Genomic DNA, 25,169 nt, shown 5'->3' with positions numbered 1-25,169 from the left:
ACTAGAGATTCTTCAGGAGACGGCGCCCCACCCCCGATTCCGGGTCGTCGCCGCCGGGCCCGGTGATTCACGGGCCCTTGTGTTGATGACTGTGTACGTCAAGAGTGGCGCGTTCCATGGAAAATTGAACTTGCGTTTCACAGAGTGAGACGCGAGTATCGTTGCATGGACAACAGTAGCGGCGTCGGCGTTCTGGACAAGGCGGCCCTCGTCCTGAGCGCTCTGGAGTCCGGTCCGGCCACCCTCGCGGGGTTGGTCGGTGCCACCGGACTGGCACGACCCACGGCCCACCGTCTGGCCGTGGCCCTGGAACACCACCGGCTGGTGGCGCGCGACATGCAGGGCAGGTTCATCCTCGGCCCGCGCATGGCCGAGCTGGCCGCGGCGGCCGGTGAGGACCGGCTGCTCGCCACGGCGGGTCCGGTGCTCACGCACCTGCGCGACATCACCGGCGAGAGCGCCCAGCTCTACCGCCGGCAGGGCGACATGCGTATATGCGTGGCCGCGGCGGAGCGTCTGTCCGGCCTGCGGGACACCGTTCCGGTCGGCTCCACGCTCACGATGAAGGCCGGTTCCTCCGCGCAGATCCTGATGGCCTGGGAGGAGCCGGAGCGCCTGCACCGAGGCCTGCAGGGTGCCCGTTTCACGGCGACGGCCCTGTCGGGCGTCCGGCGCCGCGGCTGGGCGCAGTCGATCGGCGAGCGCGAGCCCGGTGTCGCCTCGGTCTCCGCGCCGGTGCGCGGCCCGTCGAACCGGGTGGTGGCCGCCGTCTCGGTCTCGGGGCCCATCGAGCGCCTGAGCCGCCACCCGGGCCGGATGCACGCCCAGGCCGTCATAGACTCCGCGACCCGCCTCTCCGAGGCACTGCGCCGCTCCTGACCACTTCTCCGTCGTCCCGTGGGGGAGGGCCCGCCCCAACGCCGCGGCAGGCCCTCCCCCGGACCCACGGAATCGCGCTGGACGTGCCTGCACGACGAAAGCCCTCCACCGAAGTGGAGGGCTTTCTTCCGCTGTACCCCCGACCGGATTCGAACCGGCGCTACCGCCTTGAGAGGGCGGCGTGCTAGGCCGCTACACAACGGGGGCCTGGACACTGCGTTACCGCAGGCCCGAGCTGGTCTACCTGGACTCGAACCAAGACTAACTGAACCAGAATCAGTCGTGCTGCCAATTACACCATAGACCAATGATGGTTTAGACCAGTCGTACCCCCGACCGGATTCGAACCGGCGCTACCGCCTTGAGAGGGCGGCGTGCTAGGCCGCTACACAACGGGGGCCCTAGCGATCCTCACCCGGCCGGAGCCGGGTGGTGTCACCGTGCGGACGTGGGAGCTACCCGGTCGCCCTCGCGGGATGGATCTGTACCCCCGACCGGATTCGAACCGGCGCTACTGCCTTGAGAGGGCAGCGTGCTAGGCCGCTACACAACGGGGGCTCGCGGATGAGATCCGCGCTTTGCAGATGAGCTCTGCGAGCTGGCCTACCTGGACTCGAACCAAGACTAACTGAACCAGAATCAGTCGTGCTGCCAATTACACCATAGGCCACTGGAACGCAATCCCCTGAGGGTTCTTGTTCTAGTTGTGCGCTTGAGGGCTTTGACCTTCCGGCCCGGACCACCGCGGCGCAGGAAGAACATTACCCGATGCCGGACCGGGCTCCAAAACGGGTATCCGCGCCGAGGAGCGCGGGGAGTTCGCCGAGGGAGACGATCCTGCGCGGCCCGACGGGCGGCTCGGCGGTCGCGTACACGCCACCCCGGTCGATCCACACGGACAGCAGCCCGGCCTCCGCGGCGCCCCGTCCGTCGATCTCCGGATGGTCCCCTACGTACGCGACCTGGTCGGGCGGCAGGGCCAGGGCCTCGCAGGCCGCCAGGAACGCGCCGGCCTCGGGCTTGGATACGCCCAGCTCGGCGGCGCACAGGATGACCTCGAAGCGGTCGTGGACACCGAGAGCGCGCAGCTTGGGGTCCTGGACGTGGAGGCTGGAGTTGGAGAGCACCGCGTGCCGGTGGCTGGCGGCGAGCGCGTCGAGGACCGGCAGGACGTCCGGGAACAGGGACCAGGCGGCCTCGTAGTGCGCCAGGTAACGCCCGAACCAGTCGTCGGCCTCGGCGTCGGTCAGCTCACGCTCCAGGAAGACCCGGATGCGGTCGCGCCGCTGGGTCTCGAAGTCGACCTCGCCCGCGGCGAACCGGGCCCACTGCACGTCGGTCACCTCCCGCCAGTGCGCCAGCGCCTCCTCCACGGAGGCGTACCGGGCGAGCAGTTCCTCGGCGAGGAGATACGCCCGCATGCCTTCACGGTCGGCGGAGGTGTAGTCGAAGAGTGTGTCGTCCACGTCCCAGACAACTGCTCGGATCGCCATGGGACCGACGGTACCGGGGACAGGTGAGGGGCGGCACCCCGGACTTCCGGGTGCCGCCCCTCGACCGTCCCTCGCCGTGCTGCCGCGCGAGCACGGTGCGGCCTGCTCCGGAGGACTGCTCCAGGGGCCCGCTGGGGAACTACGGACTACGCGGCGAGCTTCGTCAGGGCCGCGTCGATGCGGGCCAGGGTCGTCTCCTTGCCCAGGACCTCGAGGGACTCGAAGAGGGGCAGGCCGACCGTGCGGCCGGTGACGGCGACGCGGACCGGGGCCTGCGCCTTGCCGAGCTTGAGGCCGTGGGTCTCGCCTGCGGCCAGGACGGCCTCCTTCAGGGACTCGGCCGACGCCCAGTCTGCGGCGTCCAGCTTCTCGCGGGCGGTGCGCAGCAGGGCGTCGGAGCCCTCCTTCATCGCCTTGGTCCAGGAGGCCTCGTCGAAGACCGGCTCCGGCAGGAACAGGAAGTCGACGTTGTCCGTGATCTCGGAGAGCACCTTGAGGCGGGTCTGCGCGTGCGGCGCGATGGCCTGCCACTTGGCCTCGTCGAAGGCCTCCGGGGCCCAGGGGGCGTGGGGGGCCTTCAGCCAGGGTGCGCAGCGCTCGGCGAAGTCCTTGACGTCGAGCAGGCGGATGTGGTCGGCGTTGATCGCCTCGCACTTCTTGAGGTCGAAGCGGGCCGGGTTGGGGTTGACGTCAGTGACGTCGAAGGCCGCGACCATCTCCTCGATCGTGAAGATGTCCTGGTCGGCGGAGAGCGACCAGCCGAGCAGAGAGAGGTAGTTGAGCAGGCCCTCGGGGAGGAAGCCGCGCTCGCGGTAGAGGTTGAGCGAGGCCTGGGGGTCGCGCTTGGAGAGCTTCTTGTTGCCCTCGCCCATGACATAGGGGAGGTGGCCGAAGGCCGGGGTCCGCTTCGCGATGCCGAGCTCGGTCAGCGCCTTGTACAGGGCGACCTGGCGCGGGGTGGAGGAGAGCAGGTCCTCGCCGCGCAGGACGTGGGTGATGTCCATCAGGGCGTCGTCGACCGGGTTGACCAGGGTGTACAGCGGGGCGCCGTTGGCGCGGACGATGCCGTAGTCCGGGACGTTCTCCGGGGTGAAGGTCAGCTCGCCGCGGACCAGGTCGGTGAAGGTGATCGTCTCGTCGGGCATCCGGAAGCGGACGATCGGCTCACGGCCCTGGGCCTTGTACTCCTCGACCTGGGCGTCGGTCAGCTCGCGGCAGTGGCCGTCGTACCCGGAGGGCTTGCCGGCGGCCCGGGCGGCCTCGCGGCGGGTGTCCAGCTCCTCCTGGGAGCAGTAGCAGCGGTAGGCGTGGCCGGCGTCCAGGAGCTTGGCGGCGACGTCGGCGTAGATGTCCATGCGCTGGGACTGGCGGTACGGCGCGTGCGGGCCGCCGACCTCGGGGCCCTCGTCCCAGTCGAAGCCGAGCCAGCGCATCGAGTCGAGCAGCTGGGTGTAGGACTCCTCGGAGTCGCGGGCCGCGTCGGTGTCCTCGATGCGGAAGACCAGCGTGCCCTGGTGGTGCTTGGCGAACGCCCAGTTGAACAGGGCGGTGCGGACCAGGCCCACGTGGGGGTTGCCGGTGGGCGACGGACAGAAACGGACGCGTACGGGGGAACCTGCTGCGCTAGCCACGCTTGACAACCTTGTTGGTGAGAGTGCCGATGCCTTCGATGGTGACGGCGACCTCGTCGCCGACGTTGAGGGGGCCGACGCCGGCCGGGGTGCCCGTGAGGATCACGTCGCCGGGGAGCAGCGTCATCGCCTCGGAGATGTTGACGATCAGGTCCTCGATGGAGTGGATCATCTCGCTGGTGCGGGCGAGCTGTCGCTGTTCGCCGTTGACCGTGAGCTGGAGCGTGAGGTCCGAGGCGGCGGCGATGTCCAGGCCCGTCTCCACCCAGGGGCCGAGCGGGCAGGAGGTGTCGAAGCCCTTGGCTCGCGCCCACTGCGTCTCGCGCCGCTGGACGTCGCGGGCGGTGACGTCGTTGGCGCAGGTGTAGCCGAAGATCACGTCCTTGACGCGCTCGCGCGGCACCTCGCGGCAGAGCCGGCCGATCACCACGGCCAGTTCGGCCTCGTGGTGCACCTCCTGGGAGAAGGAGGGGTACTGGATCTCGTCGCCGGGGCCGATCACCGAGGTGGCGGGCTTGAAGAAGGCGAACGGGGCGTCGGGCACCTCGTTGCCCATCTCCTTGGCGTGCTCCGCGTAGTTGCGGCCGAAGGCGACCACCTTGTTGGGGAGCACCGGGGGCAGCATCCTGACCTTGCTCACCGGGACCTTGGTGCCGGAGAGTTCGAAGTCCGTGAACGGGATGCCCTTGATGATGTCCAGGACGAGTTCGTCCTGCTGGTCACCCTCGACCGCGCCGAAGGCGACGTTCCCGTCGATGGAGAATCTGGCGATGCGCACGGGATGCTTGGCCCCTTGACTGAGCTGGCTGGAGTCTGACGCTCCAGGCTAACGCGGCAGGGGGCGCGTGCCTCGCGCATCGCCCCGTCCGCCGCCTCTTCACACTCGACGCGCCTCGGCCGGGCGCAGCACCGGGCACAGCGAAGAGACGGGTACAGCAAAGAGACGGGTACAGCAAAGAGCGGCGCCCCCTGGGGAGGGGACGCCGCGGGGCTGCTCCGGCCGATCCGGCTGCTCCGGCTGCTCCGGCTGCTCCGGCTGCTCCGGCTGCTCCGGCTGCTCCGGGCCACTGTGGACATCTCCGGGGCCTTTGAGTGTTCCGGGGCCGGTGCCCGTACCAGTCGGTGCCGGTACCGGAGGGGTGCCGGTACCGAAGGGGTCCGGCGACAAGCCCTACCGGGACAGGCCCTACTGGTTCGCGGCGCCGGCCGCGACCGGGATCTCCATGAGGATGGTGCGCCTGGGATTGGCAGTCTGGGCCGGGAGTTCGACGGCGTGCTCCTGGTGGACCGGCGTCTGCAGTTCGGCGGCGCCGTCGAGGTGCGCCAGCGTCGTGCGTCGCGGGTTGGCGATCTTGTGGAACATCGTCGTCGTCTTCACTGTCTGCTCGGCCCTGTCCTGTCGACGGGCGTCCGACGGGGTCCGGTGGACCGCCCCTCGGGCGCGGGTTGTCTGTTGTGCCATCTCTGTAAAGCGCCAGGCTAAACATGCGATTCCCCGCCGACTGGCATCGGAGGCCGCGCCACACGTGTGAGTTTGCTCACGGATCAACGATCAAACCACCTCAATCCGGACCGGTGACCCACTCACCCGAAACGGACATTGCCCCCCTGAAGCCATCATTCCGCTCCTGATCATCGCGACTGGGGCACCTGTTCGACCCGACGGAATCGCCCCCTTCACCCCCTTTACTCGAGATCGCTTTCTACGCCGGGTGACCTCTCCCTCACGCGGCGTCATGTAAGTCACGGCATACCCCATGGGCCTTGTTGGGAGATCCCGCACTGTGCTGGAATTCCAGCGACCGCCGCAGATTTCGATCCGGCGCACAGGGGGCGCACGAAAGCGCCATCGTCGCGGTGGACAAGGGGGAACCCGCGCCGGTCACTCACGACCACCACGGGGGCGTATTCAGGGCGCCCCTATGACGCCGACACCGTGTCCCGCCGTTCACGCGGGGGGCGCCTGGTCCAGAGGTTGCGACGCTAGTGCAGGGACGTTTCAAGAGGGATGGCAGCGCTTCGGCGGAGCCGGAGCACGGCGGGAATGGCCCCAAGGCCGTCGGCTCCTCGCCCCAGCACGCCCAGAACCAGGGGCCGTCGGCCAACGGTGAGGGCGCAGACCGGCCCGGCGGCCGCCCCGGCGCCGCGCCCGCGGGACCGGATGGTGCTCCCTCGGCCACTCCGAAGCCCCCGAAGAGCCCCACCGGCCCGGGGTCGCGCGCGGCCCTGCGCAACTGGCGGATCTCCACCCGACTGGTGTCGCTGCTCGCGCTCCCGGTGGTCGCGGCCACCTCGCTGGGCGCCCTGCGTATCAACCAGTCGATGGACGACATCCAGCAGCTCGACAACATGAAGCTGCTGACGGACATGACCCAGGAGGCCACCGAGCTCGCCGCCGCGCTCCAGGAGGAGCGCGACCAGTCGGCCGGCCCGCTGGCGCACGGGGGCAAGGCCACCGACTTCGGGGTCAAGGGCCACCGCGAGAAGACCGACCGCGCCCGGAAGAACTTCCTCGACAGTTCCGAGGAGATCAACAACGCCAGCCGGGACGGCAACCTCACCGGTGTCCGCGACAACCTGGTCCAGCTCGCCGGCAACCTGGGCGACCTGGAGAAGATCCGCAACACGGCCTATGTGTCGGAGGACAACTCCACCCAGACCGTCGAGGCGTACCACCGTCTGATCGAGAACCTGATCGACCTCTCCCAGGACATGGCCGAGGCGACCAGCAACTCCGAGATGATCCAGCGCACCCGCGCCCTGGGGGCCTTCTCCTCCGCCAAGGAGTACGCGTCGATCCAGCGCGCGGTCCTCGCGGCGGCACTGCCCGCCAACAACACCAGCTTCGGCAATCTCGCCGAGAACGACCGGCTCTACGCCGAGTCGGCGCTGGAAAGCCAGAAGTCCGAGGTGCGCAGCTTCAAGAGCATCTACGGCGAGGACTCGGCCACCGAGCTGATGGCGCCCATCGAGGACGGCAACGACACGATCCAGGCCACCGACAAGTACGCGGGCCGTGCCCTGGTGTCGGCCGACGGCCTGGAGTCGATGTCCAAGCGGTCCTACCGCGACTGGCTGGACGACAGCTCCACCAAGATCCAGCAGATGAAGAACGTCGAGCACACGCTGCTCGAGGAGATGGAACAGAAGGCCCGTGAGCTGCGCAGCGCCACCGAGCGCGACGCGATCATCTCCGGTGCGCTGATCCTGATCGTGCTCGGTGTCTCGCTGGTCGGCGCCTTCGTCGTGGCCCGCTCCATGATCCGCTCCCTGCGCCGCCTCGAGGACACCGCGACCAAGGTCGCCCAGGAACGTCTGCCCGAGCTGGTCAAGCAGCTGTCCGAGTCCGACCCGCAGGACGTCGACACGTCCGTGGAGTCGGTGGGTGTGCACTCCCTGGACGAGATCGGCCGTGTGGCCGCGGCCTTCGACGATGTGCACCGCGAGGCGGTCCGCCTCGCCGCCGAGCAGGCCCTGCTGCGGGGCAACGTCAACGCGATGTTCACCAACCTCTCGCGCCGCTCCCAGGGTCTGATCCAGCGCCAGCTGTCGCTGATCTCCGAACTGGAGTCCCGCGAGGCCGACCCGGACCAGCTGGCCTCGCTGTTCAGGCTGGACCACCTGGCCACGCGTATGCGCCGTAACGGTGAGAACCTGCTCGTCCTCGCGGGTGAGGAGCCCGGCCGACGGTGGACCCGCCCGGTCCCGCTGGTCGACGTGCTGCGTGCCGCCGCGTCCGAGGTGGAGCAGTACGAGCGCATCGAACTGACCGCCGTGCCGACCACCGAAGTGGCCGGCCGGGTCGTCAACGACCTCGTGCACCTGCTCGCCGAGCTGCTGGAGAACGCGACCTCGTTCTCCTCCCCGCAGACCAAGGTCAAGGTCACCGGTCACGCGCTGCCCGACGGCCGGGTGCTGATCGAGATCCACGACACCGGCATCGGCCTGTCCCCGGAGGACCTGGCGGCGATCAACGAGCGGCTCGCCGCGCCGCCCACCGTGGACGTCTCCGTCTCCCGCCGCATGGGTCTGTTCGTGGTCGGCCGACTGTCGCAGCGGCACGGCATCCGCATCCAGCTCCGCCCGTCCGACTCCGGCGGTACGACCGCGCTGGTCATGCTGCCCGTCGACGTCGCCCAGGGCAAGAAGCCCCCGGCCAAGCCCGGTCAGCCCGGTGTCGGCGGCCCCGCCGCCGCGCAGGCCGCGGCCGGTGCCGCGGCGGCCCGCCGGTCCGCCGGTGGTGGTCAGCCCGGTGGCGGTGCCCTCGGTGCCGGTGCGCCCGGCGGTGGCCGGCTCCCCGCCGGCCAGGGTCCGCGGGCCGCACTGCCCGGACGGGACGGCCAGGGCCGCCCGGGTGCCCCGGGCGGGGCACGTGGTCCGCAGGGCCAGCCGGGCAGGTCGTCCGCTCCGTCCCTGTTCGAGCAGGGCGGCGCCCCCTCCGCTCCGTCGCAGGGCCGTCCGGCCCCGGCCGGCGCGGGTGCCGGCTACGGCGGCCAGACCCCGGGTGCCCCGCAGGGGATGCAGTCCGCGGGTCAGGGCGGTGCGCAGGGCCAGGACCTGTTCGGCGCCGGCCGGAGTGACGTACCCCAGCAGCGGGGCAACGTCGAGCGCGGTCGTCGTCCTCAGCTGCCGCCGCGCGGCAACGCTCCGCGCCCGGAGCTGCCCGGCGGCGACCAGCAGCAGCCGCGGGTGCCCAGCTGGAGCGACGAGAACGCCCAGCCACCGGTACCCCCCAGGGCTCCGCTGGACGCCCCGCGCGGCCACGACGAGCCGGACGCCGCCCGGACGAACGCCATGCCGCGGTTCGACGACCAGCACGGCGCCGGCGCCACGTCCGAGATGCCCCGGTTCGACGACCGGCAGGGCCACGGCGCCCCCGGTGCCGGCGCCCCGCAGCACACCGGCCAGTACGGCGGGCCCGGCGCGAACGGCGCCCAGGACACGGGCCAGTTCGTCCGCGGCGACCTCTACGGCGCCCCGGCGGACCGCTACGGCGGGCAGGGCAACGGCGGTCAGGGCAACGGGCAGAACCCGTCCCACACCGGCCAGTTCCCGGCCCCGCAGGGCTACGAGAACGGGTCCTACAACAACGGTTCCGCCGGTCAGTACCCGGGCCAGGGCGACGGCGCTCCCGCGCGCTACCCCGCCCCGGAGCGGCCGAACCACGCGGACCCGGCCTCCACCGGCCAGTTCGAGCGTCCGCAGACGAACGGGGCGCAGGAACCCGGCCGCGGCAACCGGCGCCCCCCGGCTCCGCAGCAGCGGCCGGACGGTCTCCAGCAGGGCCGGCAGGCCGCCCCGCAGCAGCCGGACAACGGCCGCGTGCAGGGCGACGCCTGGGCACTGCCGCCGGCGTCCGGTCCCGGCGACGGGCGCACCCCGCTGTACGACACCCTGGAGACCAACTGGTTCCACGGTGCGCAGGAGGAGCAGGGCAATCCCCCGGCTCCGGCACAGCAGCCGCAGCAGCAGCCGCAACAGCAGTCACCGCAGCAGCCGCAGGGGCCGACCGGTCCGCAGCGGTCCGCTGCCACCACCTGGCGCAGCTCGCCCAACGACGAGCTGGTCCGGCAGGCCGAACGCGTCCGGAAGCCGGCCGCGGGCGGCGTCACCACATCCGGCCTGCCGCGCCGGGTGCCCAAGGCGAACCTCGTCCCGGGCACGGCTCAGCAGCAGTCCCACCAGAGCGGTCCGCAGGTCTCCCGTGCACCCGATGACGTGCGCGGCCGGCTGACCAATCTCCGTCGAGGTATCGCACAGGGTCGTCAGGCCGGTTCGTCCTCCCAGACCGGCAGCTTCCCCCGACCCACTCACCAGCAGGAGCGTTAGTTGAGCCCGATGAGCCAGGCGGCACAGAACCTCAACTGGTTGATCACCAACTTCGTGGACAACACCCCCGGGGTGTCCCACACCGTCGTCGTGTCCGCCGACGGTCTTCTCCTGGCGATGTCGGAGGGCTTCCCGCGCGACCGCGCGGACCAGCTCGCGGCCGTGGCGTCGGGACTGACCTCCCTGACCGCCGGCGCCTCCCGCATCTTCGAAGGCGGCGACGTCGCACAGACGGTCGTCGAGATGGAGCGGGGTTTCCTCTTCCTCATGTCCGTCTCGGACGGCTCGTCCCTGGCCGTACTGGCCCACCCCGAGTGCGACATCGGTCTCGTCGGCTACGAGATGGCGCTCCTGGTCGACCGCGCGGGTGCGGTCCTCACCCCGGACCTGCGCGCCGAGCTACAGGGAAGTCTGCTCCACTGACCGGTCCCGGCACCACCCGCCTCACCAAATCACCGTCCGGCCGTCACAATCCCCCCACCGGCCCCTCAGACGGCTTGACCGACCGACTTGCTGTCCCCGCCCGGAGGATCCATGACCCCGCCCAACGCTTCTCATGATCCGTACGCGGAACCGTACGAGGACGAGGGCGACCAACCACTGGTACGTCCCTATGCGATGACCGGTGGCCGGACCAGGCCGCGCTATCAGCTGGCCATTGAGGCACTGATCAGTACGACGGCCGACCCGGCAGCGCTCATGGGGCTCCTTCCGGAGCATCAGCGCATCTGCCACCTGACCCGTGAGGTGAAGTCGGTCGCCGAGGTCTCGGCGCTCCTGAACATGCCGCTGGGCGTGGCCCGGATCCTGGTGGCGGACCTCGCGGAAGCGGGTCTCGTGGCCATCCATCAGCCGGGTGGCGACGAGACCACCGGCGCACCGGACGTGACACTGCTCGAAAGGGTGCTCAGTGGACTTCGCAAGCTCTAGCGGCGGGACGGTTTCCGAGAACCGTTCCACCACCTCCGCGAAGATCGTGGTGGCGGGCGGCTTCGGCGTGGGCAAGACCACGTTCGTCGGTGCTGTCTCGGAGATCAACCCGCTGCGTACCGAGGCTGTCATGACGTCCGCTTCGGCGGGTATCGACGACCTCACCCACACCGGGGGCAAGACCACCACCACGGTGGCCATGGACTTCGGCCGTATCACCCTGGACCAGGACCTGATCCTGTACCTCTTCGGTACACCCGGCCAGGACCGCTTCTGGTTCATGTGGGACGACCTGGTACGCGGCGCCATCGGCGCGGTCGTACTGGTGGACACGCGGAGGCTGGCGGACTGCTTCCCGGCCGTCGACTACTTCGAGAACAGCGGACTGCCGTTCGTCGTCGCCCTCAACGGCTTCGACGGACAGCAGCCGTACCAGCCGGAAGAGGTACGTGAGGCGCTGCAGATCGGGCCCGACGCCCCGATCATCAGCACCGACGCCCGGCACCGCTCGGACGCCAAGAGCGCGCTGATCACTCTGGTCGAACACGCCCTCATGGCGCGCCTCCGGTAACCGGAGGCAAGCACGGCATACAGCAGTTGTCGTAGATATACCGGGGCCGGCCGTGTCCAAGGACACAGCCGGCCCCGGTATTCATAACGTTTCGGCAGAGGAATCGGCCGGAGTCGACACGCGACGCGTTCGATTGGTGCCCCTGCGCGTACGACCGCCCCGCCTTTTGGCGGGGCTCATTCTTTTTGACCGTTTTATCTGCGGCTTACATCACGCCGGAACCTCCTCTTCCGCTGTTTGGAAGAGGACTGGTGGACATGCTGGAATGCCTGGACTGCCCATTGGTCAAAGACGCACTCAGCAGTCGTTGGCCCGCCGGGCTCTGAGACACTGCGGCACACCGTTGGTGCCGACCGCTGAGAGGTTGTTGGTCGAGTGAGGCGAAGCACGAACAGTCCCGAGCCGTCGGCCCGGGGCAACTTCACCCCGCCGCCGCGCGCGGCGGCTCCCGCCCCCGTGCACGACACGGAACCGACGGCCTCGCCCGCCCCGAGCGGCGGCCGTTTCTCCCCCCGCAACTGGCGGGTGACCACCAGGCTGAACGCGATCCTGCTCATCCCCGTACTGGTCGGCCTGGTCATGGGCGGCTTCCAGGTGAAGGGCTCGATCGACACCTGGCAGGAGGCCGAGGACGCGGAGAACACCGCGCGTCTGGTGCGGGCCTCCCTCAACTACGCCAACGCCCTCTACCTCGAGCGGGACCTCACCGCCGCTCCGCTGCTGCAGGGCGAGGGCCAGGACGACCCGGACGTCGTCAAGGCGCGTGCCGTGACGGACAAGGCCGCCGACGACTTCGACGTGGCGGCCCAGTCCATGCCCGCCAAGGGCGGCCTGGAACGCCGGCTGAAGCTGCTGCGCGAGGCGGAGCCCAAACTCACGCCGCTGCGCCAGGCCGCGTACACCGCCAAGCTCAAGGGCGTGGAGACCGAAGAGGGCTACGTCCAGATAGCCAACCCGCTGATGCAGTTCGCCAACGAACTCGGCCTGGGCACCGGCAACGTCACCAGCTACGGCCGCACGGTCTACGCGATCTCGTTGAGCAAGGCGGCCCTGTCGCTCCAGCGGTCCATCGGTACGCACCTGCTGGTGAAGCCCGGCCCCACCGACAGCCAGCTCGCCAGCCAGCGGGTCGCGCTCTCGTCCTATGCCTACCTCGAGGGCATCGCCATCCAGGAGTACACCAGCGGTGGCACCGAGGCCGACACAGCCAGGCTGAAGCAGCTCGAGCAGGACATAAAGGCCGACGGCGCGGACCTGGCCAGGGAGAAGGCCGCCTCGGACCCGGACTACGTACCGCCGCCCGAGAACCCGGTCACGTTGATCTCGGAGGTCGCGCGGCTCAGCACCACCGATCCGGCCGCCCGCACCGAGATGGCGAGCCGCGGCATCACCGTCGAGAACTACTGGGCGGTCAACACCCTCAAGTTCGACGGCTACCTCGAGATCGAGTCGGACCTCGCCGACGCCGCGGTGGACGAGGCGTCCACCATCGCCGGTGACGCCCAGCGCGACGCCTTCATCACCGGCGGCGCCGTCGTGATCGCCCTGCTCGCCGCGTTCATCCTGGCCGGCATGGTGGCCCGCCAGATGAGCCACTCCATGCGCCAGCTGCGCAACGCCGCCTTCGGCATCGCCGAGCAGCGGCTGCCGATGCTGGTCGACCAGCTCTCCCGTACCGACCCCGGCCGGGTCGACACCCGGGTCGCCCCGATCCCGATCACCTCCACGGACGAGATCGGCGAGGTCGCCCGCGCCTTCGACCAGGTCCACCGCGAGGCCGTCCGGCTCGCCTCCGAGCAGGCGCTGCTGCGGGGCAACATCAACGCGATCTTCACCAATCTCTCGCGCCGCAACCAGTCGCTGATCGAGGGCCAGCTGACCCTGCTCACCGGCCTGGAGAACAACGAGGCCGACCCGGACCAGCTGGAGCACCTCTTCAAGCTGGACCACCTGGCCACCCGTATGCGCCGCAACGGCGAGAACCTGCTGGTCCTCGCCGGCGAGGAGCCCGGCCGCCGCTGGGACCAGCCGGTGCCACTGGTCGACGTGATCCGCGCCGCCTCCTCCGAGGTGGAGCAGTACGAGCGCGTCGAGCTGTCCGGTGTCCCCGAGGCCGAGATCCACGGCCGGGCCGTGACCGACCTCGTGCACCTGCTGGCCGAGCTCCTCGAGAACGCCACCACGTTCTCCTCCCCGCAGACCAAGGTCAAGGTCACCGCGACCCGTCTTCCCGACGGCCGCGTGATGGTCGAGATCCATGACAAGGGCATCGGCCTGACCGCCGAGGACTTCGCGGACATCAACCACAAGCTGGCCAACCCGCCGACCGTGGACGCCGCGATCTCGCAGCGCATGGGCCTGTTCGTGGTCGGCCGGCTGTCCGACCGGCACGGCATCCGGGTCCAGCTGCGCCCCTCGGGCGAGCAGGCCGGTACGACCTCGCTGGTCATGCTGCCGGACGCGATCACCCGTGGCGGCGGTGGCCAGACGCAGCCCGAGCGCGACGAGTTCACGGTCTCCCAGATCATCCCTGAGCAGAACGCCTACCCGAGCGAGGACTTCAGCCAGCCGCAGCAGCAGCAACAACAACAACAGCCGCTGCGCACGGCGGCGGAGCTCGGTTTCGACGACAGCCGCTACGAGGTCCCGGACGACCTCCGCGACCTGGACCCGGTCGGCCGTTCCCTGATGCGCAAGGAGCGACGGGCGGCCCTGGACCCGCAGGGCCAGCCGCCCGCGCTGCCCGACCCCCAGGCACCCGGTGACCGGAGCGGCTCCGGCCAGGCTGCCTACCCCGACGAATTCGCCGCCGCCCCGCAGGGCTACGACAACGGCCGCGGCGCCGGTGACACCCGGAACTTCGAGGGCGCACCGGCCGGTTACCCGGAGCAGGAGCCCGCCGGTTTCGACCAGCAGGCGTACGGCAACGGGCAGCAGGCGCAGTACGAAGGACAGCAGCAATCGGCGTACGACGAGTCGTACTACCCGCCGGGCGGCCAGCTGCCGCAGAACGACTCCTTCTCGTCGAACGGCGGCTATCCGGACGGCTCCTACGCGGAGCCGGCCCAGGCCGATCGGACGACGGACGGCCCGGCCGGCCCCGGGACGTTCCCGGGCTTCGGCGAGCAGCGTCCGCAGGACGACTGGCCGCAGCAGGACGGCTACCAGAACGGTTACCCGGCGCAGTACCCCGCGGCGTCCCCGGAGGCGGAGTCCGCACCGGCCGCCGACACAACGGCGCAGGACAGCGTAGGCTTCGAGCGTCCGGGTCCGGGCCACTCCACCTCCCACGAGCTGACCGACGCCGGGCTTCCGCGTCGTGGAGCTCCCACGGGCGGCGCCGGTGAGAAGCGGCCTGCGAACCAGGGGCCCACAGCTCCGGTTCCCGCTGCCGCTCCGGTTCCGGCCCAGCAGGGCGACGGCGACAGCTCCTGGCGTTCGGCGAACGACGAGCGCTGGCAGCAGGCGTCCTCGCTGCGGAGGCCCAAGGCGGGCGGGGTGACCTCATCCGGACTGCCGCGGCGTGTTCCCAAGGCCAACCTGGTCGAGGGCGCCGCCGAAACCACCCCTCAGGGAGGCCCCCAGGTCTCCCGCGCCCCGGAGGACATCCGGGGCAGGCTGAGCAACCTGCGACGCGGCGTCCAACAGGGCCGCAACGCAGGCAGTGAAACGAACGGCCAGGCCACTGGGAATCACCACAGTGGTCCTGACAGCACCTACAACCAGGAGCGTTAGTGTGAGCCCGATGAGCCAGGCGGCACAGAACCTGAACTGGTTGATCACCAACTTCGTGGACAACACCCCGGGGGTGTCCCACACGGTGGTGGTCTCCGCCGACGGACTCCTTCTGGCGATGTCCGAAGGATTTCCCCGCGACCGCGCGGACCAGCTCGCGGCCGTTGCCTCCGGGCTGACGTCGCTGACGGCAGGCGCCTCCCGGATCTTCGAGGGTGGCAGCGTGAACCAGACGGTTGTGGAGATGGAGCGGGGATTCCTGTTCCTCATGTCCATTTCCGACGGTTCCTCACTCGCCGTTCTCGCACATCCCGATGCGGACATCGGTCTCATCGGGTACGAGATGGCCCTCCTGGTCGACCGTGCCGGTACGGTCCTGACCCCGGACCTTCGCGCGGAGCTCCAGGGGAGCCTGCTCAACTGACAAACGGACGGTGCGGTTTCACGTCCCGGGGCCGTAAGGTCTTGGGACGCGGCTTCCACGTGATGGATGCCAGGCACATTCGGAGGAGGAGAAAGTGGCTACACCACCAGACGGATCGTCTACGGGCAACTGGTCGTACGACCCTGCGCAGGGTCGCAACGACGGTTCCCAGAACCGGTACGGCTACTCCTCTCCGCCGAACCATGGCCGGCCGTACATGCCGCAGGACCCCGGTCCTTCGCCGTACGAGCAGCCGCATGCGCCGCGCATCCAGCCCGCGCAGTCGCAGCGCCGCACCCCAGAGCCGGCGCCCGCCGGGGCGTCGAACCCCCTGGTGCGCCCGTACGCAATGACGGGCGGCCGCACCAGGCCGCGGTACCAGCTCGCCATCGAGGCACTGGTGCACACCACCGCGCAGCCGCACCAGATGCAGGGGCAGTTGCCCGAGCATCAGCGGATCTGCAACCTCTGCCGGGAGATCAAGTCGGTGGCCGAGGTCTCGGCCCTGCTGACCATCCCTCTCGGTGTGGCCAGGATTCTCGTCGCCGACTTGGCGGAGGCAGGACTGGTCGCCATCCATCAGCCCGGCGGCGACGAGAGCGCCGGCGGCCAGCCAGACGTGACACTGCTCGAAAGGGTGCTCAGTGGACTTCGCAAGCTCTAGCGGCGGTCCTCCCCGCTCCACCACCTCCGCGAAAATCGTGGTGGCGGGCGGCTTCGGCGTGGGCAAGACCACGTTCGTCGGTGCTGTCTCGGAGATCAACCCGCTGCGTACCGAGGCCGTCATGACGTCCGCTTCGGCGGGTATCGACGACCTCACCCACACCGGGGACAAGACCACCACCACGGTGGCCATGGACTTCGGCCGTATCACCCTGGACCAGGACCTGATCCTGTACCTCTTCGGTACACCCGGCCAGGACCGCTTCTGGTTCATGTGGGACGACCTGGTACGCGGCGCCATCGGCGCGATCGTGCTCGTCGACACGCGGAGGCTGGCGGACTGCTTCCCGGCCGTCGACTACTTCGAGAACAGCGGACTGCCGTTCGTCGTCGCCCTCAACGGCTTCGACGGACAGCAGCCGTACCAGCCGGAAGAGGTGCGTGAGGCGCTGCAGATCGGGCCCGACGCCCCGATCATCAGCACCGACGCCCGGCACCGCTCGGACGCCAAGAGCGCGCTGATCACTCTGGTCGAACACGCCCTCATGGCGCGCCTGCGGTAACCGAGGCGGCCGGACCGTACGGTCGACGACAAGGGAACGCCCCCTCCTGACCGGAGGGGGCGTTCCCTTGTCGTGCCGCCGGCCCCGGGCCGTGGGCGGACGCCGAAGGGGGCCCACCCGGCGGGTGGGCCCCCTTCAGGGCGTGCTGTGGGCTCAGCGCCAGCTGTGCGGGGCGCGGAAGCCGGGCTCACGCTCGAGGCGGCGCCAGCCGGCCCTGGCGCGGCCGGGGCGGGCCGTGGCGTCGTGGGCGGGGCGGGCGGCGGCGCGGGCGAGGAGGATCGCGGTGATGGCGGCGACTTCCTCGGGCCCGGCGTGGCCCTTCTCGACGCGGATGTCAGGTGTGCTCATGGGTGTCAGTCTCCCTGGGAGAGGGGCCCGCGGGGTTGCCGCGAGGAGTCCGCCGGGTTACCGGGCGGATCGCTTCGGTCGGTCGGCTACTGCGGCGGGTTGCCGTGCTTGCGGGAGGGCAGGTCGGCGTGCTTGGTCTGCAGCATCGCCAGGGAGCGGATCAGCACCTCGCGGGTCTCGGCGGGGTCGATGACGTCGTCGACCAGACCGCGTTCGGCCGCGTAGTAGGGGTGCATCAGCTCGGACTTGTACTCCTTGACCATGCGCGCCCGCATGGCCTCCGGATCGTCCGCGTCGGCGATCTGACGGCGGAAGATGACGTTGGCCGCGCCCTCCGCGCCCATCACGGCGATCTCGTTGGTCGGCCAGGCGTAGGTGAGGTCGGCGCCGATGGACTGGCTGTCCATGACGATGTACGCGCCGCCGTACGCCTTGCGCAGGATCAGCGAGATCCTGGGTACCGTCGCGTTGCAGTAGGCGTAGAGGAGCTTGGCGCCGTGGCGGATGATGCCGCCGTGCTCCTGGTCGACGCCCGGGAGGAATCCGGGGACGTCCAGGAAGGTGAGGATCGGGATGTTGAAGGCGTCGCACATCTGGACGAAGCGGGCGGCCTTCTCGGACGCCTCGATGTCCAGCACGCCGGCCAGCGCCTGGGGCTGGTTGGCGACGATGCCGACGACCTGGCCGTCCATCCGGGCCAGCGCGCAGATGATGTTGCGCGCCCAGCGCTCGTGGACCTCGAGGTACTCGCCGTCGTCGACGATCTCCTCGATGACCTTGGTCATGTCGTACGGGCGGTTGCCGTCGGCCGGGACCAGGTCGAGCAGGACGTCGCCGCGGCGCTCGGCCTCGTCGGTGTTCTCGGCCCTCGGGGGGTTCTCGCGGTTGTTCTGCGGAAGCAGCGAGAGGAGGTAGCGCACCTCGGCGATGCACGTCTCCTCGTCGTCGTAGGCGAAGTGGCAGACGCCGCTGGTCTCGGCGTGCACGTCCGCGCCGCCCAGGCCGTTCTGGGTGATCTCCTCGCCGGTGACCGCCTTGACGACGTCGGGACCGGTGATGAACATCTGCGAGGTCTCGCGGACCATGAACACGAAGTCGGTGAGGGCGGGGCTGTAGGCCGCGCCGCCCGCACACGGGCCGAGCATCACACTGATCTGCGGGATGACACCGGACGCGCGGGTGTTGCGCTGGAAGATGCCGCCGTAGCCGGCGAGCGCCGAGACGCCCTCCTGGATCCGGGCGCCCGCACCGTCGTTGAGGGAGACCAGCGGCGCGCCCGCCGCGATGGCCATGTCCATGATCTTGTGGATCTTGGTGGCGTGGGCCTCGCCCAGCGCGCCGCCGAAGATCCGGAAGTCGTGGGCGTAGACGAAGACCGTGCGGCCGTCCACGGTGCCCCAACCGGTGATCACACCGTCGGTGTACGGCTTCTTGGTCTCCAGACCGAAACCGGTCGCGCGGTGCCGGCGCAGCTGCTCGACCTCACGGAAGGAACCCGGGTCCAGCAACAGTTCGATGCGCTCCCGGGCGGTCAGCTTGCCCTTGGCGTGCTGCGCCCGGGTCGCCTTCTCGCTCGGGCCGGCCAGTGCCTGTGCGCGGATCTCGTGCAGTTCGGCCACACGTCCGCGCGCGTCGGTCGGCTCACCCGGTGCGTCATCCAAAACGGTCATGCTGTGACCTTACGAAGCTCACCCGGTAATGCGAGCCGTCGACTCCTCACAGTCTCGAGGCCGTTTTCCTGGTGCGACCGAACAGAACCGTGGCGGCACGCAGGCGTTCCGACTGCTCAGAGGGCGTGCGCATTGTAGGGGTCCGACAAACTCCGCGGCTGAGACGCCCCTCACAGTCATCTGCCGGGCGGACTCCCCGCGGGTGCCGCACCCGTCGGATCCCGCGCCCGGCATCCGCCGATTTCACCGGCCCGGCGGCCCTTCCCCCACCCCCGCATCCGGTCGACCTCAGATGTTCTCCGGGGGTTCACCCGTTCGGGTCGGCCCGCACCGCAGAGGGTAACGGCACGACCCGCGAGGTCCACGAGGCACGCGAGGCGCGCGAGGCCGATCGGGCCGCGACGGAAACGAGTCGGCACAGGGTGTGAAAGTGAGCAGCCCGGGGGACCCGCCTTCGATACGGTCGAACGAGCGGGTCCTCCCGCCGACGGGGCCACCTCGCCCCGCCCGTTCGACCGGTCGACTCGCACCACTCCACCAAAGATGTTGAACTTTAAAGGGAATGCGCCTACAGTGAGTCTCGTTGGAAGTGATTGAACATTCAACGGGATCATCCGATCTCCCCCGTCCCCAGGAGGAACACATCATGGGCATCTTCAGCCGCAAGAACGCCGAGACCGCCACCGCTACCGCCCCGGCCGCCGTGAACCCGGACCTGGCCGCCCTGACCGGCGACTACACGATCGACCCCTCGCACACCACCCTCGGTTTCGTCGCCCGGCACGCGATGGTCACCAACGTCAAGGGCAGCTTCCAGGAGTTCACCGGCACACTGCGCCTGGACGGCTCCGCCCCGGCCAGCTCCACCGCCACCTTCGACGTGGAGATGGCGAGCATCGAGACCGGCAGCGCCGACCGTGACGGTCACCTGAAGAGCGCGGACTTCTTCAAGGTCGAGGAGTTCCCGAAGATGACCTTCCGCTCCACCAAGGTGGAAGCCCTGGGCGGCGACGACTACCGCATCACCGGCGACCTGACGATCCTCGGCACCACCAAGCCCCTCGCCATCGACCTGGAGTTCAACGGCGCCGCTACCGACCCGTTCGGCAACCAGCGCGTCGGCTTCGAGGGCAAGGCCGAGATCCTGCGCTCCGAGTGGGGCCTGACCTGGAACGCCGCGCTGGAGACGGGTGGCGTCCTGGTCTCCGACAAGATCAAGCTGAACTTCGACATCTCGGCGATCAAGAACGCCTGAGCCGACGGCCCCGCCCGTCCGGCACCGCTGAACGCGCGCCCGCCTCCTCCGTACGGGGGGAGGGCGGGCGCTCGGCGTTCCGGCGCCGCGGGTGCGCTCCCCGGACAGCAGCTTCGCGACGGCCGTCTCCGCCGGTGCGGGCCCAGCACGCGGAGCCGGTATGGGCCGACAGGCACACGGAGCCGGATGGGCCGACAGCCGGGCGTCCGGCTCGGCGGTGGACGGGAAGGCCGGCGGGGCAGCGGGATCCGGCGGCATCGGGAAAAACGTAGGCAGTCCGGCTCCTCGCCGTCGCGCGACGGGCCGGGCGGCAGCACCTCAGAACCCGCCGCCGAAGTCCCCTCCGCCCCCGAAGCCGCCTCCCCCGAAGTCACCGCCCCCGAAACCACCGCCGAAGTCCCCGGGGTCGAAGTCGGCGCCGGAGACGTCGCCGCCGCCGTACCCGCCGAAGTCGCCGTAGCCGGCGCCGTAGTCGGCCCCGTAGGCGGGGCTCGCCATCATGCTGCCCAGCAGGGTGCCGGCCAGCAGGCCGGGCAGCACGCCACCGCCGAAGTAGCCGCCTGCCCAGGGGCCGTAGGCCGGGCCCGCCTCCCAGTAGGGGCGTCGGCCGGAGTCGGTGTCGACCTCGCGGACGGCCGGGTCCCGGCCGTCGGCCAGGCGGGCCCGGTCCGCCGCGCAGACCGGTACCTCGCGCACGGCACCGCCCGGGGGCGTCCAGCGGGCGTCCGCGACCGAGGGGCCGTGGCGCGGGTCGAAGAAGCAGGGCGGGCGGCGCTCCGGCAGCGCCCGGCCCTCGCGACGGGCGGCGAGCACGGCCAGCGCGAAACGGCCGTCCTCCACGGCCTGGGTGACCGCCCGGACGTCCTCCGGCCGCTCCGCCCCGGCCATCAGCCGCTTGGACAGTTCGTAGGAGTCCAGCGCGCGCTCGTAGTCCGTGCGCATGGCGTCGTCGGCGCCGGGCTCGCCGGGGTGGAAGTCGAGCCGGTCGAGCTCCTCGCCGAAGGCGGTAATGTCCTCGTCCACCACGACCCGCAGCTTCTCCAGCGCGGCCCGCTGCTCCTCCTCGTGGCGCTTGCGGTTGCGGCGGACCACGGCGTAGGCGCCCGCACCGCCCACCGCCACCACCGCGCCGACGGTGATCAGACCGCCGAGCGGCACCTCGCCGCCGCCCTCGTTCCAGGAGGCCGGCGCCGAGCCGCCGATGTTGCGCAGGGCGCCGTCGACGAAGTCGTTCAGCTGGGCCTTGGCGTCGCCCGCGCCCTGCGCGGCCGTGACCAGGTTCCCCACACCCTGGCGACTCAGCACGCTGCTGTCGGCACCCGCGTTGAACTCGTCGCCGAGACGGATGCCGTACAGACCGGTGATCCCGGTCTCGGCGCGCAGGTTCCGCAGGAGGTCCTCCGTGGGATATCCGGCCGGGAGAACCGCGACGAAGACGGGTTTGTCCGCGTCCTCGATCTTGTTCGCGAGAGCCTCGGCGTCCGATTCGGACAGGATGCCGGTCGCCTCGGGGTCGACGTAGACGGGACTCTCGCGCAGCGCCTGGGCCACGGCCGAGAGGTCGGTGGCCGCGTGCGCGCCCGGCGCCCCGGCCATCAGGACCGCCAGAGCGGCGGCCACCGGCAGGATCAGCAGGCGTACGAGGGTACGCGTCAGCGCGTCCTTCATATGTTCGAAGCTACCCGAACCGGGGCGGAAACGGGCATCCGGCCCGGCAACGGTTTCCCGTACGGCACGCACGGCACGCACGGCACGCACGGCCGGCACGTCACCACGGATCGTCCCTGCCCGGACCGGGCAGGGACGGACCGGGCAGGGACGGACCGGGCAGGACAGGTCCGGACCGGACCGGGCAGTCGGGGTCAGGCCGCCGGGTCGACCCCGGCCCGCAGCAGCCCGTACGTGTACGCGTCCTCCAGGGCCTGCCAGGACGCGGCGATGACGTTGTCCGCGACGCCCACCGTCGACCACTCCCCCGTGCCGTCGGACGTGGAGATCAGGACCCGGGTGGTGGACTGCGTGCCGTGCTTGCCCTCGAGGATGCGGACCTTGTAGTCGACGAGCTCCAGCTTGGCGAGCTGCGGGTAGATCCGCTCCAGGGCGACGCGCAGGGACCGGTCCAGGGCGTTGACCGGGCCGTTGCCCTCGGCCGTGGCGACGATCCGCTCGCCCTTGGCCCAGAGCTTGACCGTGGCCTCGTTGGCGTGGGTGCCGTCGGGGCGGTCCTCGACGATCGCGCGCCAGGACTCGACGTCGAAGTACTTCAGCGGCTTGCCCTCGGTCTCCGCGCGCAGCAGGAGTTCGAAGCTCGCGTCGGCGGCCTCGTACGTGTAGCCCTTGAGCTCGCGTTCCTTGACCCGCTCCACGACCCGGCCGACCAGTTCGCGGTCGTCGCCGAGGTCGATGCCGAGTTCCTTGCCCTTGAGTTCGATGGAGGCGCGGCCTGCCATGTCGGACACCAGCATCCGCATGGTGTTGCCGACCTGCTCGGGGTCGATGTGCTGGTACAGGTCGGGGTCGACCTTGATGGCGGAGGCGTGCAGGCCGGCCTTGTGGGCGAAGGCGGAGACGCCGACGTAGGGCTGGTGGGTGGAGGGGGTCAGGTTGACCACTTCGGCGATGGCGTGCGAGACGCGCGTCATGTCCCGCAGCCGGCCCTCGGGCAGCACCTTCTTGGCGTACTTGAGCTCCAGCGCCGCCACCACCGGGAACAGGTTGGCGTTGCCGACGCGCTCGCCGTAGCCGTTGGCCGTGCACTGCACGTGGGTGGCGCCCGCGTCGACGGCGGCGAGGGTGTTGGCGACCGCGCACCCTGTGTCGTCCTGGGCGTGGATGCCGAGCCGGGCGCCGGTGTCGGCGAGCACCGTGGAGACCACGGCCTGGATCTGGGCGGGGAGCATGCCGCCGTTGGTGTCGCACAGGACGACGACGTCGGCGCCGGCCTCCCGGGCGGCGCGGACGACGGACTTGGCGTACTCGGGGTTGGCGCGGTAGCCGTCGAAGAAGTGCTCGCAGTCGACGAAGACCCGGCGGCCCTCGGCCTTGAGGAAGGACACGGTGTCGCGGACCATCGCCAGGTTCTCGTCCAGGGTGGTGCGCAGGGCGAGCTCGACATGGCGGTCGTGGGACTTGGCGACCAGGGTGATGACCTGAGCGCCGGAGGCGAGGAGCCCCCTGACCTGCGGGTCCTTCTCCGCGGTCGTGCCCGCGCGGCGGGTGGCGCCGAAGGCGACCAGCTGGGCGTGGTGGAAGTCGATCTCCTGCTGGGCGCGGGCGAAGAACTCGGTGTCCCGCGGGTTCGCACCGGGCCAGCCGCCTTCGATGAAGCCCACGCCGAAGTCGTCCAGGTGCCGTGCGATGGCCAGCTTGTCGGCGACGGTGAGGTTGATGCCCTCACGCTGGGCGCCGTCGCGCAGGGTGGTGTCGAAGACGTGGAACGAGTCGTCGGGCTCGCTGGTTGCGGTCATGGTCTGAAGGCTCCTGATGTTGGATCTCGGTCTACCGGAATGACCGGTTCCACCGTCCCCCCATGGTCCCTCGCGCCCGGTCCCCGGCTTGAGGTGGGCCAGGAAACAGAAAAACCTCTCGCGGGTGCGAGAGGTCTGCGCGCGGGTCGAGGACGACGGTGTCCGCCCGTACGTTGTCGTACGTGCGGTCACTGCGGACCGGCGCGCCTGCTGCCAATAATCGTGGCGAACGAGAGCACGGGCGCAGTCTGGCACAAAGCGGTCCCGCGATCACCGCCTGTCTCAGGATGCGGGCGTCGGGTGTCCGTCCCGCGGCAACCTGGGGGTCGGGGCCGCAGGCGACCGGGCGGCGGGCGCGACCGCGGGCGACCAGGCAGCCCGGCCCACGGCAAACCAGGAAACCCGACCGGAAGCGACCAGGAAGGGGCGCACGGACGCGCAAGCCCCCCGCGGGCGTCCGCGAGGGGCCGTGCACGTCGCCGTCGGGACCGGGCGCTCAGCCCAGCGGGTGCATCCAGCCGTGCTTGTCCTCGGCCGTGCCGCGCTGGATGTCGAGCAGGGCCCGGCGCAGGCGCCGGGTGACCTCGCCGGGCTCGCCACCGCTCTGCTGCCACTCGCCGCCGGCCCGCTTGACGGTGCCGACGGGCGTGATGACGGCCGCGGTGCCGCAGGCGAAGACCTCGGTAAGGGTGCCGTTCTCGGTGTCGCGCTGCCACTGCTCGACCGAGACCCGCTCCTCGACGGCCTCGTAGCCGAGGTCGCGGGCGACGCTCAGCAGGGAGTCACGGGTGACGCCCTCCAGGATGGATCCGGTGAGGGCCGGGGTGACGATCTTGTCCCCGTAGACGAAGTACAGGTTCATGCCGCCGAGTTCCTCGACCCAGGTGTGCTCCACGGCGTCGAGGTAGCAGACCTGGTCGCAGCCCTTGGCGGCGGCCTCGGCCTGGGCCAGCAGGGAGGCCGCGTAGTTGCCGCCCGTCTTGGCGTCGCCCATGCCGCCGGGGACGGCTCGGACGCGGTCCTCGGAGACCCAGATGGAGACCGGCTTCACACCGCCGGGGAAGTAGGCGCCGGCCGGGGAGGCGATCACCAGGAACAGGTACTCGTTGGCGGGCTTCACACCCAGGCCGACCTCGGTCGCGATCATGAACGGGCGCAGGTAGAGGGATTCCTCGCCACCGTGCGCCGGAACCCAGGCCTTGTCCTGCCCGACCAGGGCGTCGCACGCCGCGAGGAACGTCTCCACCGGTAGCTCGGGCATCGCGAGGCGGCGGGCGGAGCGCTGGAACCGCTCGGCGTTCTTCTCCGGGCGGAAGGTGGCGACGGACCCGTCGGGCCTGCGGTAGGCCTTCAGGCCCTCGAAGATCTCCTGTGCGTAGTGCAGGACGTGGGTCGCCGGGTCGAGGGGGATCGGCGCGTACGGGACGAGCTGTCCGTCGTGCCAGCCCCGGCCCTCGGTCCACTTGACCGTCACCATGTGGTCGGTGAAGTGGCGGCCGAACCCCGGGTCGGCCAGGATCGCCTCGCGCTCGGCGTCGGAGAGCGGGTGGGCGGAGGGCTTGAGCTCGATCGTGGGCGTGGTCATGAGTGGTTGTCCTTCACCGGTTGTAGTGACGGGCCGCGTTCACGCCCGTACGGCCGGTGGCCAGTGGTAGGACGTCCGAGTATTCCCTCATTCGGCGGCTCCGCGTTCGATTATCGCCCGGGGGCG

General features: G+C 70.4%; 19 protein-coding genes and 5 tRNA genes. 10 read left to right on the top strand and 14 right to left on the bottom strand.

What is annotated here, in order from left to right:
- Positions 1 to 165 precede the first annotated feature (165 nt).
- Positions 166 to 879 (top strand): IclR family transcriptional regulator NdgR, encoded by a 714-nt coding sequence (ndgR, locus tag V4Y04_RS26480; protein ID WP_332430831.1) that lies wholly within the window; start codon positions 166 to 168, stop codon positions 877 to 879.
- Between the two features lie 134 nt (positions 880 to 1,013).
- Here ndgR and V4Y04_RS26475 read toward each other — a convergent pair.
- From V4Y04_RS26475 to V4Y04_RS26435, 9 genes are all read right to left on the bottom strand, one after another.
- A tRNA-Glu gene (locus tag V4Y04_RS26475) sits at positions 1,014 to 1,086 on the bottom strand.
- Between the two features lie 28 nt (positions 1,087 to 1,114).
- Positions 1,115 to 1,186: transfer RNA gene (locus V4Y04_RS26470), tRNA-Gln, on the bottom strand.
- Positions 1,187 to 1,206: 20 nt separating this feature from the next.
- Positions 1,207 to 1,279 (bottom strand) — tRNA-Glu (locus V4Y04_RS26465).
- 85 nt (positions 1,280 to 1,364) lie between these two features.
- Positions 1,365 to 1,437: transfer RNA gene (locus V4Y04_RS26460), tRNA-Glu, on the bottom strand.
- Between the two features lie 40 nt (positions 1,438 to 1,477).
- Positions 1,478 to 1,549, bottom strand: a tRNA-Gln gene (locus V4Y04_RS26455).
- 91 nt (positions 1,550 to 1,640) lie between these two features.
- The gene (locus tag V4Y04_RS26450) at positions 1,641 to 2,372 is read right to left on the bottom strand and encodes an HAD family hydrolase (protein ID WP_332430830.1); all 732 of its coding nucleotides are present in this window, start codon (positions 2,370 to 2,372) and stop codon (positions 1,641 to 1,643) included.
- A gap of 146 nt (positions 2,373 to 2,518) precedes the next feature.
- The gene (gene gltX / locus V4Y04_RS26445) at positions 2,519 to 4,003 is read right to left on the bottom strand and encodes a glutamate--tRNA ligase (protein WP_332430828.1); all 1,485 of its coding nucleotides are present in this window, start codon (positions 4,001 to 4,003) and stop codon (positions 2,519 to 2,521) included.
- Complete coding sequence (locus tag V4Y04_RS26440; RefSeq protein ID WP_332430827.1) at positions 3,996 to 4,781, bottom strand: fumarylacetoacetate hydrolase family protein; 786 nt, start codon at positions 4,779 to 4,781, stop codon at positions 3,996 to 3,998. The genes gltX and V4Y04_RS26440 overlap by 8 nt, the downstream gene beginning before the upstream one ends.
- A gap of 408 nt (positions 4,782 to 5,189) precedes the next feature.
- A complete protein-coding gene (locus tag V4Y04_RS26435) occupies positions 5,190 to 5,465 on the bottom strand; it encodes a hypothetical protein (RefSeq protein ID WP_332433160.1) in 276 nt (91 codons plus the stop codon).
- Between the two features lie 524 nt (positions 5,466 to 5,989).
- On the opposite strand from V4Y04_RS26435, the gene V4Y04_RS26430 reads away from it, so the two are divergent.
- The 8 genes from V4Y04_RS26430 (at position 5,990) to V4Y04_RS26395 (ending at position 16,718) form a co-directional block, all read left to right on the top strand.
- Positions 5,990 to 9,832 carry a sensor histidine kinase gene (locus V4Y04_RS26430; protein WP_332430826.1) on the top strand — a complete coding sequence of 1,281 codons (3,843 nt, stop codon included), beginning with the start codon at positions 5,990 to 5,992 and terminating at the stop codon, positions 9,830 to 9,832.
- 9 nt (positions 9,833 to 9,841) lie between these two features.
- Positions 9,842 to 10,255 carry a roadblock/LC7 domain-containing protein gene (locus tag V4Y04_RS26425; RefSeq protein ID WP_005479910.1) on the top strand — a complete coding sequence of 138 codons (414 nt, stop codon included), beginning with the start codon at positions 9,842 to 9,844 and terminating at the stop codon, positions 10,253 to 10,255.
- Between the two features lie 111 nt (positions 10,256 to 10,366).
- Entirely contained in the window at positions 10,367 to 10,762 is a 396-nt protein-coding gene (locus V4Y04_RS26420) for a DUF742 domain-containing protein (RefSeq protein ID WP_055594897.1), read from the top strand.
- Positions 10,743 to 11,333 (top strand): GTP-binding protein, encoded by a 591-nt coding sequence (locus V4Y04_RS26415; RefSeq protein WP_332430825.1) that lies wholly within the window; start codon positions 10,743 to 10,745, stop codon positions 11,331 to 11,333. The genes V4Y04_RS26420 and V4Y04_RS26415 overlap by 20 nt, the downstream gene beginning before the upstream one ends.
- A gap of 375 nt (positions 11,334 to 11,708) precedes the next feature.
- A complete protein-coding gene (locus V4Y04_RS26410) occupies positions 11,709 to 15,068 on the top strand; it encodes a sensor histidine kinase (protein ID WP_332430824.1) in 3,360 nt (1,119 codons plus the stop codon).
- Positions 15,069 to 15,078: 10 nt separating this feature from the next.
- A complete protein-coding gene (locus tag V4Y04_RS26405) occupies positions 15,079 to 15,492 on the top strand; it encodes a roadblock/LC7 domain-containing protein (protein ID WP_042168317.1) in 414 nt (137 codons plus the stop codon).
- Positions 15,493 to 15,586: 94 nt separating this feature from the next.
- Positions 15,587 to 16,156 carry a DUF742 domain-containing protein gene (locus V4Y04_RS26400; protein WP_332430823.1) on the top strand — a complete coding sequence of 190 codons (570 nt, stop codon included), beginning with the start codon at positions 15,587 to 15,589 and terminating at the stop codon, positions 16,154 to 16,156.
- A complete protein-coding gene (locus V4Y04_RS26395) occupies positions 16,137 to 16,718 on the top strand; it encodes a GTP-binding protein (RefSeq protein WP_332430822.1) in 582 nt (193 codons plus the stop codon). Before V4Y04_RS26400 ends, V4Y04_RS26395 begins: the two co-directional genes overlap by 20 nt.
- A 153-nt stretch (positions 16,719 to 16,871) precedes the next feature.
- On the opposite strand, the gene V4Y04_RS26390 is transcribed toward V4Y04_RS26395, so the two are convergent.
- Both V4Y04_RS26390 and V4Y04_RS26385 read right to left on the bottom strand, forming a co-directional pair.
- On the bottom strand, positions 16,872 to 17,066 hold the full coding sequence (locus V4Y04_RS26390; RefSeq protein ID WP_332430820.1) for an acyl-CoA carboxylase subunit epsilon: 195 nt from the start codon (positions 17,064 to 17,066) through the stop codon (positions 16,872 to 16,874).
- Between the two features lie 86 nt (positions 17,067 to 17,152).
- Positions 17,153 to 18,736: an acyl-CoA carboxylase subunit beta gene (locus tag V4Y04_RS26385; RefSeq protein WP_332430819.1), complete on the bottom strand. Its 1,584-nt coding sequence runs from the start codon at positions 18,734 to 18,736 to the stop codon at positions 17,153 to 17,155.
- Between the two features lie 646 nt (positions 18,737 to 19,382).
- On the opposite strand from V4Y04_RS26385, the gene V4Y04_RS26380 reads away from it, so the two are divergent.
- Positions 19,383 to 19,991: a YceI family protein gene (locus tag V4Y04_RS26380; RefSeq protein ID WP_332430817.1), complete on the top strand. Its 609-nt coding sequence runs from the start codon at positions 19,383 to 19,385 to the stop codon at positions 19,989 to 19,991.
- A gap of 318 nt (positions 19,992 to 20,309) precedes the next feature.
- Here V4Y04_RS26380 and V4Y04_RS26375 read toward each other — a convergent pair whose 3' ends face one another.
- The 3 genes from V4Y04_RS26375 to V4Y04_RS26365 all read right to left on the bottom strand — a co-directional run bounded on the left by V4Y04_RS26375 (position 20,310) and on the right by V4Y04_RS26365 (position 25,043).
- Positions 20,310 to 21,659: a hypothetical protein gene (locus V4Y04_RS26375; protein ID WP_332430816.1), complete on the bottom strand. Its 1,350-nt coding sequence runs from the start codon at positions 21,657 to 21,659 to the stop codon at positions 20,310 to 20,312.
- A 194-nt stretch (positions 21,660 to 21,853) separates the two neighbouring features.
- Positions 21,854 to 23,458: a citramalate synthase gene (cimA, locus tag V4Y04_RS26370; RefSeq protein ID WP_332430815.1), complete on the bottom strand. Its 1,605-nt coding sequence runs from the start codon at positions 23,456 to 23,458 to the stop codon at positions 21,854 to 21,856.
- A 496-nt stretch (positions 23,459 to 23,954) separates the two neighbouring features.
- Positions 23,955 to 25,043 (bottom strand): branched-chain amino acid aminotransferase, encoded by a 1,089-nt coding sequence (locus tag V4Y04_RS26365; RefSeq protein WP_332430814.1) that lies wholly within the window; start codon positions 25,041 to 25,043, stop codon positions 23,955 to 23,957.
- Between the last annotated feature and the right edge of the window lie 126 nt (positions 25,044 to 25,169).

The sequence above is a fragment of the Streptomyces sp. P9-A2 genome, assembly GCF_036634175.1.
Lineage (GTDB): Bacteria > Actinomycetota > Actinomycetes > Streptomycetales > Streptomycetaceae > Streptomyces > Streptomyces pratens.
This window is presented reverse-complemented; position numbering and strand designations above follow the sequence as displayed.